Origin of the sequence: Raoultibacter massiliensis, from assembly GCF_900199545.1 — a bacterium.
Taxonomy (GTDB): domain Bacteria; phylum Actinomycetota; class Coriobacteriia; order Coriobacteriales; family Eggerthellaceae; genus Raoultibacter; species Raoultibacter massiliensis.
The window spans coordinates 2,463,191-2,478,603 of sequence record NZ_LT962671.1 but is presented as its reverse complement, the minus strand read 5'-3'; the positions used below and the strand labels follow the sequence as shown (position 1 = coordinate 2,478,603).

Annotated in this window: 15 protein-coding genes and 1 tRNA gene; 12 read left to right on the top strand and 4 right to left on the bottom strand. The window is 57.8% G+C overall.

Annotation, left to right across the window (positions count from 1 at the left end):
- Positions 1-158: 158 nt before the first annotated feature.
- The 5 genes from rd (at position 159) to C1719_RS14780 (ending at position 4,432) form a co-directional block, all read left to right on the top strand.
- Positions 159-317 (top strand): rubredoxin, encoded by a 159-nt coding sequence (gene rd, locus C1719_RS14800; protein WP_102375794.1) that lies wholly within the window; start codon positions 159-161, stop codon positions 315-317.
- 23 nt (positions 318-340) lie between these two features.
- Entirely contained in the window at positions 341-799 is a 459-nt protein-coding gene (locus C1719_RS14795; RefSeq protein ID WP_102375793.1) for a rubredoxin-like domain-containing protein, read from the top strand.
- A 2-nt stretch (positions 800-801) separates the two neighbouring features.
- Complete coding sequence (locus C1719_RS16235; RefSeq protein WP_102375792.1) at positions 802-1,299, top strand: 4Fe-4S dicluster domain-containing protein; 498 nt, start codon at positions 802-804, stop codon at positions 1,297-1,299.
- Positions 1,300-1,462: 163 nt separating this feature from the next.
- Entirely contained in the window at positions 1,463-2,017 is a 555-nt protein-coding gene (locus C1719_RS14785) for a LemA family protein (RefSeq protein WP_102375791.1), read from the top strand.
- A gap of 138 nt (positions 2,018-2,155) precedes the next feature.
- Positions 2,156-4,432, top strand: coding sequence for a response regulator (locus C1719_RS14780; RefSeq protein ID WP_102375790.1), 2,277 nt, complete (start codon positions 2,156-2,158; stop codon positions 4,430-4,432).
- A gap of 134 nt (positions 4,433-4,566) precedes the next feature.
- Here the strand turns inward: C1719_RS14780 and C1719_RS14775 are convergent, their stop codons facing one another.
- The 3 genes from C1719_RS14775 to C1719_RS14765 form a co-directional block, all read right to left on the bottom strand.
- Positions 4,567-5,553 carry an NADPH:quinone reductase gene (locus C1719_RS14775; RefSeq protein ID WP_245874562.1) on the bottom strand — a complete coding sequence of 329 codons (987 nt, stop codon included), beginning with the start codon at positions 5,551-5,553 and terminating at the stop codon, positions 4,567-4,569.
- Between the two features lie 129 nt (positions 5,554-5,682).
- Entirely contained in the window at positions 5,683-6,861 is a 1,179-nt protein-coding gene (locus tag C1719_RS14770; RefSeq protein WP_102375789.1) for a GGDEF domain-containing protein, read from the bottom strand.
- Positions 6,862-7,158: 297 nt separating this feature from the next.
- Positions 7,159-7,249, bottom strand: a tRNA-Ser gene (locus C1719_RS14765).
- A gap of 72 nt (positions 7,250-7,321) precedes the next feature.
- On the opposite strand from C1719_RS14765, the gene C1719_RS14760 reads away from it, so the two are divergent.
- The 7 genes from C1719_RS14760 to C1719_RS14730 all read left to right on the top strand — a co-directional run bounded on the left by C1719_RS14760 (position 7,322) and on the right by C1719_RS14730 (position 14,441).
- Positions 7,322-9,316 carry a DUF2207 domain-containing protein gene (locus tag C1719_RS14760; protein WP_245874584.1) on the top strand — a complete coding sequence of 665 codons (1,995 nt, stop codon included), beginning with the start codon at positions 7,322-7,324 and terminating at the stop codon, positions 9,314-9,316.
- Between the two features lie 357 nt (positions 9,317-9,673).
- Entirely contained in the window at positions 9,674-10,777 is a 1,104-nt protein-coding gene (locus tag C1719_RS14755; protein WP_102375787.1) for a M23 family metallopeptidase, read from the top strand.
- A 153-nt stretch (positions 10,778-10,930) separates the two neighbouring features.
- Positions 10,931-11,560 carry a TetR/AcrR family transcriptional regulator gene (locus tag C1719_RS14750; RefSeq protein ID WP_102375786.1) on the top strand — a complete coding sequence of 210 codons (630 nt, stop codon included), beginning with the start codon at positions 10,931-10,933 and terminating at the stop codon, positions 11,558-11,560.
- The gene (locus C1719_RS14745; protein WP_102375785.1) at positions 11,557-12,459 is read left to right on the top strand and encodes an ABC transporter ATP-binding protein; all 903 of its coding nucleotides are present in this window, start codon (positions 11,557-11,559) and stop codon (positions 12,457-12,459) included. The genes C1719_RS14750 and C1719_RS14745 overlap by 4 nt, the downstream gene beginning before the upstream one ends.
- Positions 12,452-13,249: a hypothetical protein gene (locus tag C1719_RS14740; RefSeq protein ID WP_102375784.1), complete on the top strand. Its 798-nt coding sequence runs from the start codon at positions 12,452-12,454 to the stop codon at positions 13,247-13,249. The genes C1719_RS14745 and C1719_RS14740 overlap by 8 nt, the downstream gene beginning before the upstream one ends.
- A gap of 251 nt (positions 13,250-13,500) precedes the next feature.
- Entirely contained in the window at positions 13,501-14,016 is a 516-nt protein-coding gene (locus C1719_RS14735; protein WP_102376115.1) for a shikimate kinase, read from the top strand.
- 56 nt (positions 14,017-14,072) lie between these two features.
- Complete coding sequence (locus C1719_RS14730; RefSeq protein ID WP_102376114.1) at positions 14,073-14,441, top strand: tRNA-binding protein; 369 nt, start codon at positions 14,073-14,075, stop codon at positions 14,439-14,441.
- A 137-nt stretch (positions 14,442-14,578) separates the two neighbouring features.
- Here the strand turns inward: C1719_RS14730 and C1719_RS14725 are convergent, their stop codons facing one another.
- Entirely contained in the window at positions 14,579-15,190 is a 612-nt protein-coding gene (locus tag C1719_RS14725) for a cytidylate kinase-like family protein (protein WP_102375783.1), read from the bottom strand.
- Between the last annotated feature and the right edge of the window lie 223 nt (positions 15,191-15,413).

Genomic DNA, 15,413 nt, shown 5'->3' with positions numbered 1-15,413 from the left:
CTGCTGGATCGCCCGTAAAAGGCATTCTTTCCTTATTGATATTAATTCTCAATAAGCCTATAATGGGCAAATCGGTAAATGCGTGAGGAAGTTCGCCTGCGAAGAGGTTCGCTCCGCGCCCGTGCGGGCGGCGCGCAATGAGGACGAGAGAGGTTCACATGAAAAGATACGTTTGCTCTGTTTGCGGATACGTGTACGACGAGGAAGCGGGCGATCCCGATAACGGCATTGCTCCCGGCACGAAGTGGGAAGATCTGCCCGAGGATTGGGCATGCCCCCTGTGCGGCGCCGGTAAGGAAAATTTCGAGGAAGAATAAACTCACCCGATCAGGAGATCATCATGGATGCTATGAAGGAGCTCTCCCGAGGGGAGCTGAGTTCTCTATGCTCTAATCTTGCAAAAGCCTGCGAAAAACAGCAGCTTTTCGACCAGCAGAAGCAGTTCCTCGAGCTAGCCGATTACTATGCGAAGCATGCCGAGCCCGCTGATGCGGCGAATATGGAGGCGATCGAGGCCATCGTGCGCGGGGATCTCGATTCGGGGTTCGGCCCCGCTTTCGAGCAAGCCCACGCCGACCATGACCGCGGTGCACTCCGAGCGCTCACCTGGTCGCAGAAAGCGACGACGCTGCTCGATTCGCTGCTGAAGCGATATGCGAGCAAAGGCGACGCTCTCATCGAGGGTACGAGCGTATGGGTGTGCGAGATCTGCGGGTTCATTTTCGTAGGCGACAATCCGCCTGACGTGTGCCCCATCTGCAAAGTGCCCAAATCGAAAATCGTGAAAGTCAGGGGGTAGTCATGTACGCACCTGAAACCTATGCTTCGCGCAACATCAAGCTGTGCACCAAGGATTGCCTGTGCCTGTTCGTTTGCCCGACTGGGGCAACCGACACCGAAAACGGGCAGGTCGATGCTTCGAAATGCCTCAGCGGGTGCCGCTTGTGCGTGGATGCGTGCCCCTCGCATGCGCTTTCTCTCATGTATCGGAGCTATCCGACGCCGCAAGAGAAGACCGATGCGGTCGTCGGGCAGCTCAAGGGGATTGCCAAAAGCAAGACCGAACTTGAGGCTGCGGCGAAAGCCCTTGCCGAATCGGCGGAAAGCTCCGAGCAGCGCGCGCTTGCAAAAGCCATTGCGATGTCGGCTCGCATTTCAGCCGAAGACCTCTATCGGGAATCGCGCTATATGATTCCCCAGGGCGATGAAGCGAAAGCGCTTCTTGCGGGAATGCTTGCAGAAGAGCAGGGCGAAGACTTTCTGCGGGAGACCGTCGAAAAGCTGCTCGAGACGCTGTAGATCGATCGGTCCGAACGGCGGGAAGCCCGCGCAAGCCGCGACGGGCGAACGCCTAGGTTACGGGAGGTTGACGAATTTCTCCCAGACGCGCTTGAGCTCTGTGCGTCTGGGAAGGTGGTTGCGTGCATGCTAAAATAGTGCCACCCAACCATTAAGGAGAACCATGGAAATCGCATTGATCATCATTTTGGCGATCGTCGTCATCCTCGTGATCGCGGTTATCGCCCTGTACAACAACCTCGTGAAGCTGCGCAACATGGTTGACAACGCATGGGCGCAGATCGACGTTCAGCTGCAGCGAAGGCTCGATCTCATTCCCAATCTCGTCGAAACGGTCAAAGGCTACGCATCGCACGAGCAGGGAACGCTCGAGCAGGTTACCGCCGCGCGCAGCGCCGTCATGAGCGCGACGAGCCGCGAGGGAAAGATGCAGGCCGACAACATGCTGACCGGCGCGCTGAAGAGCCTGTTTGCCGTTGCCGAGGCCTATCCCGACCTCAAGGCGAACGTCAACTTCCAGCAGCTGCAAAGCGAGCTTTCGAACACCGAGGACAAGATTTCGTACATGCGTCAAAGCTACAACGATACGGTGATGAAGTACAACACGTCCATCCAGACGTTCCCGGCCGTCCTCTTCGCTGGGATGATGGGCTTCAGCGCCCGCGATAGCTTCGATGCCGTTGCAGGCGCCGAGACCGCTCCGCAGGTTCGATTCTAAGCCTGCAGGGAACAACCAGCGGCTGCTTTCATCGAATGACCTGATCCGTGCAGGTAACGGATACGATTCGTTACCTCGATTGCCTGATTAACGAGGTATTATATTCAGAAAAGTCAGAGATGAAAGCAGCCGCATCGCATGGAGCATTTCACCGGTTCTCGCACGTCGGATGAGCGTTGGGAGATATCCAGAACGCTTTCCGCCATCACCGCCGTCCTTCTCGCCCTTCTGCTTGTTGGGTTTTACGGTATGACTCTATTCAACATGCGGGAGATCGGAAAGCAGATCGTCCTGATCAAAGAGCACCCCTACCCGGTCACCGTAGCTGCGGGGCAGGTTGAGACCGCGCTCATGCAGTTGCAGACCATTTCGGAGCGCGTGAAATACGTGAGAACCGATCAAGCCATCGCCGGGGTGGAAAGCTCGTATGAAACCATCGATAGCCGCATCAGAGACAAGCTGCAGCTCATTTCCGATAAAGCCCTCTTTACTGACAATGATGTCGAAGCGATGCAGGGGGAATACGAAGAGCTCGTCCTGCTCAAAAACGAGCTCCTTGCCATGTCGGGCAATTCTGAGATCTCGGATTCGGATATTGCCACGTATGTCGACGAGCAGATAAACCCGCTGATCAATCAGCTTCTGCGGCAAAACGATGCGATTCTCGACAATGCATCGCAATCGTTCGATACGCTGTACGAAGTAGCCGATCAGGTGATCTTCAGAACCATTGTGGCCTCTTCGGTGCTGATGGCGGCGGTGCTCGGAGCGCTGGTGTTCTATCTGGCGCAGCTTAGCAAGAAGCGCAAGCAACGCGAGCGGCTGCAGCGCAACCTCGAGACGGCGCTTTCGGTTGCCCAGGAGGCGAACGCTGCTAAATCGCAGTTTCTATCGAACATGTCGCACGATATCCGAACGCCGCTCAACGCCATTATCGGACTCACGGCGATTGCTGGAACCCATCTTGACGATACCGCACGGGTGAGGGAATGCCTGAGCAAGATCACCGTATCGTCGAAGCATTTGCTCGGCCTTATCAACGATGTGCTCGACATGAGCATGATCGAAAACGGCCGCATCTCACTCAACAACGAGGCGTTTTCGTTTCCCGAGCTCATCAACGGGTTTGTGACCATCATCCAGCCGCAAGCGAAGGCGAAGCAGCTCGGTCTCGATGTCGTTGTCGGCAACGTTGACAAGGAAACCATGATCGGCGATTCGATGCGCATCAACCAGATATTGCTCAATCTGGTTGGAAACGCGATCAAATACACGCCGGCGGGCGGCAACGTGCGCGTGAAGATAGCGGAGCTGCCCGACGGGCGGGAAACCTACCGCCGTCTCAGGTTCGTGGTGGAAGACGACGGGATCGGCATGTCGAGAGAATTTGCCGATAGGATATTCGATCCGTTCGAGCGCGAGCGAAACTCGACGACGAGCAGAGTTGAGGGGACGGGCTTGGGCATGTCCATCACGAAGAGCATCGTCGACATGATGGGGGGCACGATTGCCGTAGAAAGCGAGCTGGGCATCGGTTCGAAGTTTACCGTCGAGCTGCCGCTTGAGATAATCGATATCGATGAGGAGTTCGAGGCTATCGACCTTGCCGAAGCCAAGGTGCTGCTGGTTGACGACGATGCGGATATCTGCGAAAGCACCGTTGAGATGCTCGCGGCAATCGGGATCGCCGGCGATTGCACGCAATCGGGCGAAAATGCCGTCGAACTTGTTGTTGGCGCCCACAAAGCAGGCCGTGATTACCACACGATCATCGTCGACTGGATCATGCCTGGCATGGACGGCCTGGCGACCATTCGATGCATCCGGAAGGAGATCGGGGGTGAAACTCCCATCGTGCTGCTGAGCGCCTACGATTGGGCAGAAATCGAAGACGAAGCGCTTGAGGCGGGCGTGACGGCTTTCTTGTCGAAGCCGCTGTTCAAATCGAAACTCTACCATGCGATGAGAAGCGTATGCGGCGAAGACGGACACTTTGAACGCGCTCCCGAACACCAACAGGCGCTCGATTGCGCGGGCAAGCGCGTGCTTCTCGTAGAGGACAACGAACTCAATATGGAGATTGCGCAAGAGGTGATCGAACAGGCTGGCGCAATCGTCGAGTGCGCATGGGACGGCGTCGAAGCAGTCGAAAAGGTCAAGCGGGCACCAGAGGGGTATTACCAGCTCGTTTTCATGGATGTTCAGATGCCAAGGATGGACGGACTTGCGGCTTCGCGGGCCATTTGCGAAGAAGCGCGGGCGAGCGGTAAAAAGCGCCCCCCGATCGTTGCCATGTCGGCAAACGCGTTCACCGAAGATCGCCGCCGCGCAAACGAAGCGGGTATGGACGGCTATGCGACCAAGCCGATCGACTTCGCCGAGATCAATCGCATTCTTAAAAAATACCTGTCGTAGGGAAGCAGGGCGGGCATCGCATGAGCCGGTTCGTGCGATGCGGGCTGCCGGCAAGCCGGCCGGGTGCCGGCAGGCTTGCAACCTCGATGCAAACAGCGTGTCGAAAGACGCGTTTCCGTGTGTTGTCCGATGCGCTAGCCGTGCGTTATCTCAAGGATTGTTTTGCCGTTCTTGCCCCGTTGGCCGATGCTGCGATGCGCGGCTGCCGCCTCGTCGAGCGGAAAGGTTTGATCGATGGCTATCTCCATCCCGCTTTCGAGGCCGGCGGCAAGGGCGTGCATGACGGCGGCAGTTTCCCGTTCGCTCATGTTGGCGATGCCCATTCCGAGGATCGCGGCGTCTTTCGCCATGGTTGCACGCGGGTCGAATTCGATGACGCCTCTGCTGCCGACGACGACGATTCGCCCGCGCTTCGATATCATGGTCAGGTCTTTCATGAGGTTGATATGCGCATTCGTCTCTACGACGGCATCGATGCCCCGTCCGTTGGTCGCGTCGATGATATCGTCGGCATATCCCTCTTCCCGATGGTTGAAAACGCGATGCGCACCGAGCCGGGAGACAAGCGCTTTTCCTTCGGAATCGCCTGCGGTGCCGAATACGATGGCGCCTCGCCTGCGTGCGAGCTGAACGGCTAGCGTTCCAACGCCGCCGCTGGCCCCGTGCACGAGCACGATTTCTCCGGGCTTGATGTCGGCGCGCACGAACAGGGCATCTCCCGCGGCCAATCCGGGCGTTCCGATTCCCGCTCCCTGCTCGAACAGCAGAGAATCAGGAAGCTTTTGCACGGCGGCGGCATCGCATGCCACGTACTGAGCATAGGTTCCCGTGTTGCGTTTCGCCAGCGAAGCGGCTACGAAAACGCGATCGCCCGCGTCGATGCCGCCGACATCTTCGCCGACGGCATCGATAATTCCCGCTCCGTCGGTTCCTGGCGTGTAGGGCAGTGCGGGAAGGCGGGGATAGTCGCCTGCTCGGATATACGATTCGACTGGGTTTACCCCGGCGGCAAACAGCTTGACGCGCACTTCGCCGCGCTGCGGATCGGGTACGGGAATCGATTGCGGTTCCAGCACGGTTTCGTCGCCGAATTTCGTAACGACGATAGCTTGCATGTTCATGGGTGCTCCTTTGGATCTTCAGATGAGCCGATCATAGCGGAGCAAGGCTGCCAAGCTGAATCTTGCGGGAAAGTCGGCACTGAGGCGTTTCCTAAGAGTTGCCGAATGCCAATGTTCGCTTGCGGCGATTTACGCAGACGGTTCTGCTTCCTGGTTGCGCGGGCGGTTTTTTTGCCCCCGATGCTCCCGCTTCATTTCGTACATGTGCACATCGGCGCGGCGGACCAGGTTGGATAGCGCTTCGCCCGGTTTCCTGATGGCGAATCCGCAGGAAAGGGAGAGGCGCATATCGTTGCCGAGCGCGGTTTCGGCAAGCTTGTCTTCGAGCTCGCTCATGAGGTGATGCGCGCGATCTTCGTCGAGTTCCCTGCAGAGGACGGCGAACTCGTCTCCGCCGATGCGGTAGACGGTACCGGTGCGTTCGAACAGCTGCTCGATCAGCTTGGCTGCTGCGCAGAGGTACTCGTCGCCGAAAGAGTGGCCGAACCGATCGTTCATCAGCTTAAGGCGATCGAGGTCGATGACGAATGCACCTGCGATCGCGGCGCCTTCCGCTTCCCAGTTCGAGATATCGATGTCGAATGCGTTTCTATTGCGAAGCGATGTCAGATAGTCGGTGTTGGAAAGGTCTTTGTAGGCGGGATTCGAAATCCTGCGGAATAGAAACCGCGCGAAGACGATAGCCGCAAGGCCGAAGACGATCCCGATGAGGGGCGTCCCGATTCGAACCATGCGAAACGCCTGGTACTGCGCTTCCGCATCGAATTCAATGCCGATCGCGCCGATCACCTCGCCGTTTTCATGGATGGGATAGTACGATACGAACACGTAGCCCCAGCCTGTATCTTTGATGTCGTTGGGATACACCCGTTCGTCGGCGAGCGCACGATCGAGCTCGCCCGTGATTTCTTCCTCGATCGCATCGCCGGGAAAGCGGAAATCCTCGCTTTCGCTTGGTAGCCCGTCTATGACGTAGATGAGCTCGCCGTCGTCGGTCCGTTTCGCCGTGTACAGATAGCGCACGCCTGTCGATTCCCGTACCGTCTCGAGCTGCTCTTTGGTCTGTCGGTAGCTTTCCGATTCTGCATCGTCGCCCGATTCGATCGTTTCGAACGTTGACTTGTCGAGCTTGTCCTCGATGAACGAATAGATGCTGTCGGTTCGGGCTTTCAGCATGTCGATCATGTTGTTGTAGGTGATCGAGTACGTAAAAGAGAATACGCAGATAAACGAGAGCGCTACGAGTACGGCGACGATGATCGACACCTGGAGATCAACCCTGCTGCTATGATTGCCGAATCGCGGCATAACGTCCACCTGTCTGGTTAATTATAAGTAAAACAATACTATATGAAAACGATTGCGGATATAGGCATGTTCGGGATATCGGGCAGGTGGGTCGGTGCTTCTCCCGTCGGTGCGGATGCGGGAAAACCTGGAAGGGGGTTTCGATCGGAGGTTTGGCGGGCGCGCGCATGCTGCCGAATCGGTGACGCTGTTCCGTTGAAACGCGTATCGGCGTGCGGCTAGTGTACAATGCTCAAGAGCTGTACGTGAAAAAAGACGACGCCCGCAGCAGGTGCGAGCGTCGTTTGCGATTCGAAGTGGCGGAGAGCCGGGGATTCGAACCCCGGACACGCTTGTGGCGTGTACTCGCTTAGCAGGCGAGCACCTTCGGCCTCTCGGTCAGCTCTCCGCGAAATAAAGGTGCGGTTTGCAATGATACCGTTTGGACCCTCATCTGGCAAGGAGGATGAACGTGCAAAACATGAGCCGTCCGCAAATGGGAGCGAGGTTTTTACCTGCTGCTCTGGCGGTTTTCGTACTGTGCTTGGTTGCCGCGATCGCCGTAATCTCCGCAACGCCCGCACAGGCGCATGCGAAAAGCTATACATGCCCCAAGGTAGACATTTCCGCCAACGTGTCCACCGACGGTTCTCTCGACGTTGTCGAGCAGCGGACGTTCGACTTCGACGGCAGCTTCACGGCGGTATGGTGGACGTTCGACAGCGTTCCCGACAACGGATCGCTCAAGGTGAACGGCGTGAGCCTTACCAAAGTCGATGCTGACGGCATGCCAACGGGCGAAACCGTCCAGCTCGGTGAAACCTCCTTCAATCTCGATTGGCGCGACGCCGGTGGTCCCGGCACCGATTCGTACTCGGTCGATTCTCCCAAGAATTCCGTGTACGTGTTCTTCCATGCTTCGGACGAGAGGATGGTCATCACGCTCGATTACACCATCGAAAACGGAGTCGTTGCGTACAAGGATGTAGCCGATGCGTATTGGAAGTACATCGGCGACCAGTGGGAGGTTGCCTCCGAGAACGTAACGATGACGCTTTCGCTGCCCGTGCCGCAGGACGTTTCGGTCGTTGCGGGCGAGAACGTGCGCGCATGGGGGCACGGTCCGCTCGACGGAACGCTGGCCATCAACGCCGACGGCACGATCGTCTATAAGAATCCTCAGGTGAACCCCGGCCAATACGCCGAGGCGCGTGTGGCGTTTCCCGTGGAATGGCTTGCAAACCTCAAGGGCGAGGGGTCGCTTGCCGCAAGGGATCAAAACCACCTCGATACCATTCTCAAGGAAGAGCAGGCTTGGTCCGATCAGGCGAATCGAGATCGATTGTTCTCGCTTGCCTTCGTTATCGCATGCGGCATCATCGCGGTGTTGCTGATCGCCTGGGCGCTGCGTGCGTACTTCAAATACGGGCGCGAGCACAAGCCCCAGTTTACCGAAGAATACTGGCGCGACGTTCCGTCTTCTCATGACCATCCGGTAGTGATGGCCCGCCTGTGGCGGTGGAATCGCGAGAGCAACGACGATCTGACGGCAACGCTCATGTACCTTTCGCATAAGGGAGCGATCCAGATCAACAAGGGAAGCTACGAGCAGCCCGCATCGTTCGGGCGCACGAAGACCGTCGACGACTATTACCTAACGCGCGTTCCCGCCGTGGCGGACGCGCTGACCGATCCGATCGACAAGATGGCCATGGACATCCTGTTCAACAAGGTTGCCAAGGGCGCCGATTCGCTGTGGTTCGGCACCATTCAGCAGTACGGAAAGGAAAACCCCGAGGAGTTCGTCGATGCGCTGAAAACATGGCAGGGCATCGTGACCGCTGCCGTGAACAGGCGCGATTTCTTCGAAGCAAAAGGGGAGCGCTATCAGTGGCTCATCCTTGGCGTGGCGATCGCGTTCGGCGTTCTGGGGGTTGGCGCATCGGTGCTCATGGAGAACTTCATTCCCCTCGTTTTCGTGGTTCCCACCGTGATCGCCCTTTTGGTGATTGCGAACTACATGCCGCGAAGGAGCCAGGAGGGAAGCACCCTCGATGCGAAGTGCAAGGCGCTTCGGAATTGGCTGAAAGATTTCTCTGCGCTCGACGAGCGCCCCCCGACCGATGTGAAGGTGTGGGGCGAATTCATGGTGTATGCGTTTATCTTCGGCATTGCGAGCGAGGTCATCAAGGCGCTGCAGCTGAAGGTTCCCGAACTGTTCCAGGATGACGGCATGATGTATTCGAGCGGATATGTTCCGTGGTGGTTCTGGTACAGCACGTCGCACGGGGTTCACGGTACGGCAATGCCGGCGGCAAGCACTCTGTTCCAGTCATCGCTGGCCAACACCGTGAGCACTGCGCAAGCTGCGATGTCGGCGGCTGAGGGCAGCTTCAGCAGCGGCGGTGGTTTCGGCGGAGGCTTTTCGGGCGGCGGAGGCGGCGGCTTCGGCGGCGGAGGCGGCGGCGCCAGGTAGGTTATGCCAGAGCGGACTGCGGCGGCGTGCTGGAAAACGCTTTGCTGCAGTTCGCTTTTTCTCTTCGCGGCGGCAGTCGTGCGGCTCGATACCCGCTTCCGGCGCGGCATTCGCGTTCTTGATTTCTATAGGTTTTGTTAATATGTTACTTAGATTATTACATTCAGTAGCATATTACATTATAGTGGGTTTTCGGTTTCGGGCGCTATCGAGCCGGCTGCGTGCGGGAGCTGTTGGGAGCATGCGAGCTGCAGACGATGGGCCTGACCGGCCAAGCCGCGCCGATGGGTTCGGCTTGGCAATCGGACCGCCAAGCGATTGCGGGCATCATGCAAGATGCCCTGATTCGAGGTATATATGAGAACAACATTCGGGAAGCGCGCGGCACGATTGGCGCTCGGCTTCGTTCTCTGCACGGCAATGGCCGCCTTCGGCTTCGTCGCACCTGCTCCTACGGCTTATGCTGCGACGAGCGCCGAGAAGAAGGCCGAGGCGGAAGCGCTCATGAAGTCAATCGATGAGCTGCAGACGTCGCTCAACGAGGCAAACGATGAGTACGATCGCGCAACTGAGGAATACGAAACGGCGAAGGCTGCTGCCGACAGGGCGGCTATCCGCCTGCGGGAAGCGAACAAGCTTGTCGAGCATTTCCAGGAGCGGCTTGCCCAATGCGCGACGAACATGTACAAGAGCGGCGGTTCGGCTTCGATGCTCGATGTGCTGCTCGGAGCTTCGTCGTTCGACGAAGCAGTAACGCTTTGGGATTCTTTCGGGAAGATAAGCGAACAGGAAGCCGCCTTGGTTCAGGAGAGCAAAGACGCGCAAGCCGAAGCTGAAGCTGCCGAAAAGGATCTGGCCGAGCAAGAAGCGATTGCCGAGCAAGAAGCCGAAAACGCGAAGGCGGCCCGCGACGAGATCGCCGCTGCGAAAGAGGACATGGATGCCCAGCTCGAGCAAGTGAACGAAGAGCTCGTTATGCTCAAGGCGAAAGAGGAATCGGAAAGCCTGGCTGCCGACGAGGCCTTGCGGCGACTCCAGGAGGCGGATGCGCTGGTCGGTGGATCTGGAAGCACGATCGCGGGATGGTCTCACCCGATCCCCTCGGGCGCTCCGGTGACGAACGAATTCGGATGGGCGGGCGCGTGGGATGGCGAATACCATAACGGCATCGACCTCGGTGCCCCAACGGGTACGCCCATTGTGGCTGCTGCACCGGGCACCGTGTCGTACGTTGGCGACTACGGCTCTGGAGGCAAAGCAGTCAAGATCAATCACGGAAGCGGTCTTGTGACCATCTACATGCACATGAGCAGCCAGGCCGCCACGATGGGCCAGCGGGTTTCGGCGGGCGATGTCATCGGCTACGTGGGGTCCACCGGATACTCGACGGGTCCGCATCTCCATTTCCAGATCGAGCTTGACGGCACGCCTGTCAACCCGCGCCACTTCATCCACTTCTAAGAGTTTTATCCGCAGCGCATTAAGATTCGATAAAGGGGTCTTCTAAAAACCAGTCAATGGCATACCATGGGCTTGTATCCCGATTGACCGTTCGGTTAATCAGTGGCGATAGCGAAGCTTGATCAGCTTCGCGAACTGGTAAAAGGAAGGCCTATGGGCGATCAATTCAAGAAATTCGAAAGCTTACCCGAAGAGCGTCAGGAGGCCATAATCAGTGCTGCCGTCGAAACGTTCGGGAGCAATGATTACAAGAGCGCCTCGACCGAGGACATAGCGCGCAAGGCGGGTATCTCGAAGGGGCTTTTGTTCTTCTACTTCAAGAACAAGCGCGATCTGTACCTGTATCTCATGGAGCGGTTGATGGAGAAGGTCGAAGGCTTTGTGATCGATGACGATTACTGGGAAATCGACGACTTCTTCGAGCTGTTCCGCTACGCGGCCGAGCGCAAACGCGACACGCTGGAAAGGTTTCCGTACATGCTCGAGTTTTCGGTTCGCGCGTTCTATCCCCAGCACAAGGATATCAAGCACACGATGAACGATTGGACGCAGCGACAGATCGACTATATGTTCGAGCGTTATTTCTCTCACGTGAACTTCGGCAAATTTCGCGATGACGTCGATCCCAAGTACGTGGTCAACATGATCGTCTGGATGGCAGACGGCTATCTGCATCAGCAGCTTGCCCTGCGCAAGCGCATCGACGTCGATGCGCTGATGGACGAGTTCGCCGTGTGGTGCAATATGTTCAAGCAGTATGCCTACAAGGAGGAATACTTATGAATCCCGTTATCGAGTTGCGCGATGTGACGAAGGATTACGGCGGCGGGCGAGGCGTATTCGACGTTTCGCTTGCAGTCGAGCAGGGCGAGGTGTTCGGATTCCTCGGTCCGAACGGAGCGGGCAAAACGGTGACGATGCGAAACCTCATGGGGTTTATCAAGCCGGGGTCGGGAGCGGTCTCCATCAATGGCATGGACTGCTTCGACGACCGTGCGAAGATTCAGCGTGATCTGGGGTATCTCCCCGGCGAGATCGCCATCATGGACGAGATGACGGGAACGAAGTTCCTTGAATTCATGGCCGGCATGAAAAAGATTCGCGATCTGCGCCGCATGCGCGAGCTTATCGAGCTGTTCGAGCTCGATCCATCGCGCAAGATCCGCAAGATGTCGAAGGGTACCAAGCAGAAGGTGGGTCTCGTGTGCGCGTTCATGGGAAGCCCCGGCATCGTTCTCCTCGACGAACCGACGAGCGGTCTCGATCCGCTTATGCAAAGCAGGTTCATCGATTTGGTGCTCGAAGAGAAGAGGCGCGGTGCGACCATCATGCTGTCGTCTCACCTGTTCGAGGAGGTGGAGCGCACGTGCGATCGCGTGGCGTTCATCAGGGCGGGCAGGATCGCGGCCATCGAAACGATGGATGACGTGCGCAAATCTCGCAAGCGCGTGTTCTCGGTAGCGTTTTCGAGCGAGGCAGAGCAAAGCCGCTACCTGGCGTCGCATGCCGAGGCTCGCGCCTCGGGGTCGGCAATCGAGGTCGTGGTGTCGGGATTGATGGACGGTTTCGTAAAGGACCTTGCAACATACGGAGTCGCCGACCTGTCGGCGCGAGAGCAATCGCTTGAGGAATTGTTTCTTCATCTCTATGGAATGGATGGGAAAGGGGCTGGCAATGAATAGAACCCTGTTCGGGAAGGAACTCAAATCGAACCTGTTCGTTTCCGGGATCATCGTCGCTGTCGTGGCCATGTACATCGTTGTTATCGTGAGCATGTTCGATCCGAAGCTGGGCGAGAGCCTCGATCTCATGATGCAGAGCATGCCCGAGCTGTTCGCGGCGTTCGGCATGGCGACGCAGGGCGCGACGATGCTCGATTTCCTGTTGAATTACCTGTACGGGTTTCTGCTCGTGCTGATGCCGTTCGTGCTTGCGCTCATCATGGTGAACAAACTCGTCGTTCGCCCCATCGATCAGGGAACGATGGCCTATTTGCTGGCCACCCCGAACAGCAGGGCCAGGATTGCATCGACGTTGGCGGGGGTTCTTGTTGCGATGCTTGCGATCGTCATGGTGCTCATGACCGTGATTGAAATCGGATCGTCGGAAGCGATGTTCGCCGGAGAGCTCGATGTGGGCGGGATGTTGCAGGCGAACGCGGGCCTGTTCGGTTTATGGCTGTTCATGGCGGGACTCTGCTTTCTTTCCGCCTGCCTGTTTTCAAACGCGGGCGTCGCACTGTGGGCGGGCGGCGGACTGGTCATCCTTTCGTATCTGATTCAAGCGGTATCGCAGGTGGGCGATAAGTTCGAGTTCTTGAGGAACGTCACGCCGCTTACGCTTTTCGATTCGTACGGCTTGGCGGCTGGCGAGATGGCTGCCGTGGGCGGGGCGATGGCGCTTTATGCGGCGGGAATCGCGTTCTTCCTTGCGGGGATTGCGGTGTTTTGTCGCCGCGATCTGTCGCTTTAGCGGAACAGCCGCATTGCTTGGCGGATCCCTGTCGGATCGTGCCGACCGATAGGGGTCCGCGTTGCGTGGCGCCTTGCGCGCGAAGCGCGGGCCGCCGTGTGTTTCAGACCCATAACGGAGCGCGACTCGCGGCCGTGGCGCTGCTATAATCGAAACCCTGCGACGGATGATGCCGCAGCGCGCATGCGCGCTTGCCGAAAGACCGCTCAAGCGGCATGGAAGCACGCGTCTGGTCAACCGAAGGGAACGTTATGGCGGAAGAGAGAAAAGACAACATCATTCTGATCGGCATGCCCGGTGCGGGCAAGTCGACGCTCGGGATCGTGCTGGCTAAGATACTGAATTACGATTTCATCGATGCGGATCTGGTTATCCAGAACCAGTGCGACAAAACGCTTCAGAAGCTCATCGACGCATGTGGCCCCGAGGGATTCATCGAGGTGGAGAACCAGATCCTCAAAGACATCGAGGCCACTAAGAGCATCATTGCAACTGGAGGATCGGCGGTGTATTCCGAGGATGCCATGAACCATCTTTCTTCGATCGGACGCGTGGTCTATCTGCAGATCTCGTTCGAGGAACTCGTCAATCGGCTGCATGATCTTCAGGAGCGCGGCGTGGTGCTTAAAGGCGGCATCGGCATGAGTCTGCGCGATTTGTACGACGAGCGCAAACCGCTCTACGAGCAGTATGCCAACATAACGGTCAACGTCGATCATCTGTCCATCACGGCGGCGGCGCGCAAGGTCGCCGACGCACTTAAATAAACGCGCATGAAAAAGCATTTGACCGGGCGAGTCGCGCCCCGATGAAGGAGAAAGCTATGACCGACCATATCAAGACCGCTCCCGTAAAGCCAAACATCACGATCGACGACCTTGATAAGATCGATATTCGCGTGGGTACGATCGTGCTTGTCGAGGATGTCGAGAAATCGAAGAAGCTCATCAAGATGACGGTGGACTTCGGGGATTTCACCCGTACGATCCTGTCGGGAATGAAGGAAGAACGCGAAGATCCGAAGGCTGAGATCGAAGGCAAGCAGGCTCTGTTCGTTGTCAACATGGCGCCGCGCAAGATGGCGGGCGAGGTGTCGGAGGGCATGATTTACGACATCGGATACGAGGATGGCATCGTTCCCGTGCTCGCCGTGCCCGAAAGCGAAGTTCCCAACGGGGTCAGGCTGGGCTAATCCCGCGAAAGGGCTGCGGCAGTCTTGGTTGTTTCGCCCTTTGGGTTCAACGGCAAGCGCCCGAAGCGTCGCGAGCGGTATCGCGAGCGGGCTTCGGGCGCTTCTTCTGTTGCGGGCAGCTGGGTTTCGGAGGCTGATTACAGCGCAGGGCGTATCCGGTCGATGTAGGCGCGGATGACCGCTACCGCGTCGTCGGCGGTGAGCTTCCCGCTGTTTACGCAAAGATCGTAATTGGTCGCTTCTCCCCATTTCTTGTCGGTGAAGTAGCGGTAGTAGTGCGCGCGATCCTTGTCGATTCGGGCGATGCGCGCCTTGGCCTCGCTTTCGCTCAGGTTGTTGCGTCGCATGACGCGCGCGATGCGGTTTTCCATCGGAGCGCTCACGTATATGCTGATAAGTCCCGGATAGGCGGAGAGGATCGAATCGGCGGAACGGCCCACGATGACGCAGGGACCCTCGTCTGCCGCCGAGCGGATCGAGTCGATTTCCGCCGCATGGATGGCCGAGGCGATGGGCTGGTCAAGATCGGCTCCCGTAAGAAAGCGGTTCGGCGTGAAGAGGAATCGATTGAGCACCTTTTCGTCATGCGCCTCGACGACATCGTCGGGAAAGCCGCATTTCTGCACGATGCGGTTGATGAGTTCTTTGTCGTAATAAGCGATCCCCAGCGTAGACGCGAGGGTTTCGCCGATTTCGCGGCCGCCGCTTCCGTATTCGCGGCTGATCGAAATGATGAGGTTGTCGTTCATAGTGCGTCTCTCTTTCCGTTTGTCCGACAGCTTCGGCGTTCAGCCGTGCAGCTCTTTACTGTGCCTTGCGAACATTGTACCGTTATCTTCGAAATGCGGTATCCGCAATGCACTTAATCGGATTCGTGTGCTAGGATAGCTCCTTACGCATTGGCGGCACGGATTCGCTTCGGCGCGTTTGCCGCCGCAGCCTGCGACTGCCGTCGCCCACCGCCGAGAACAA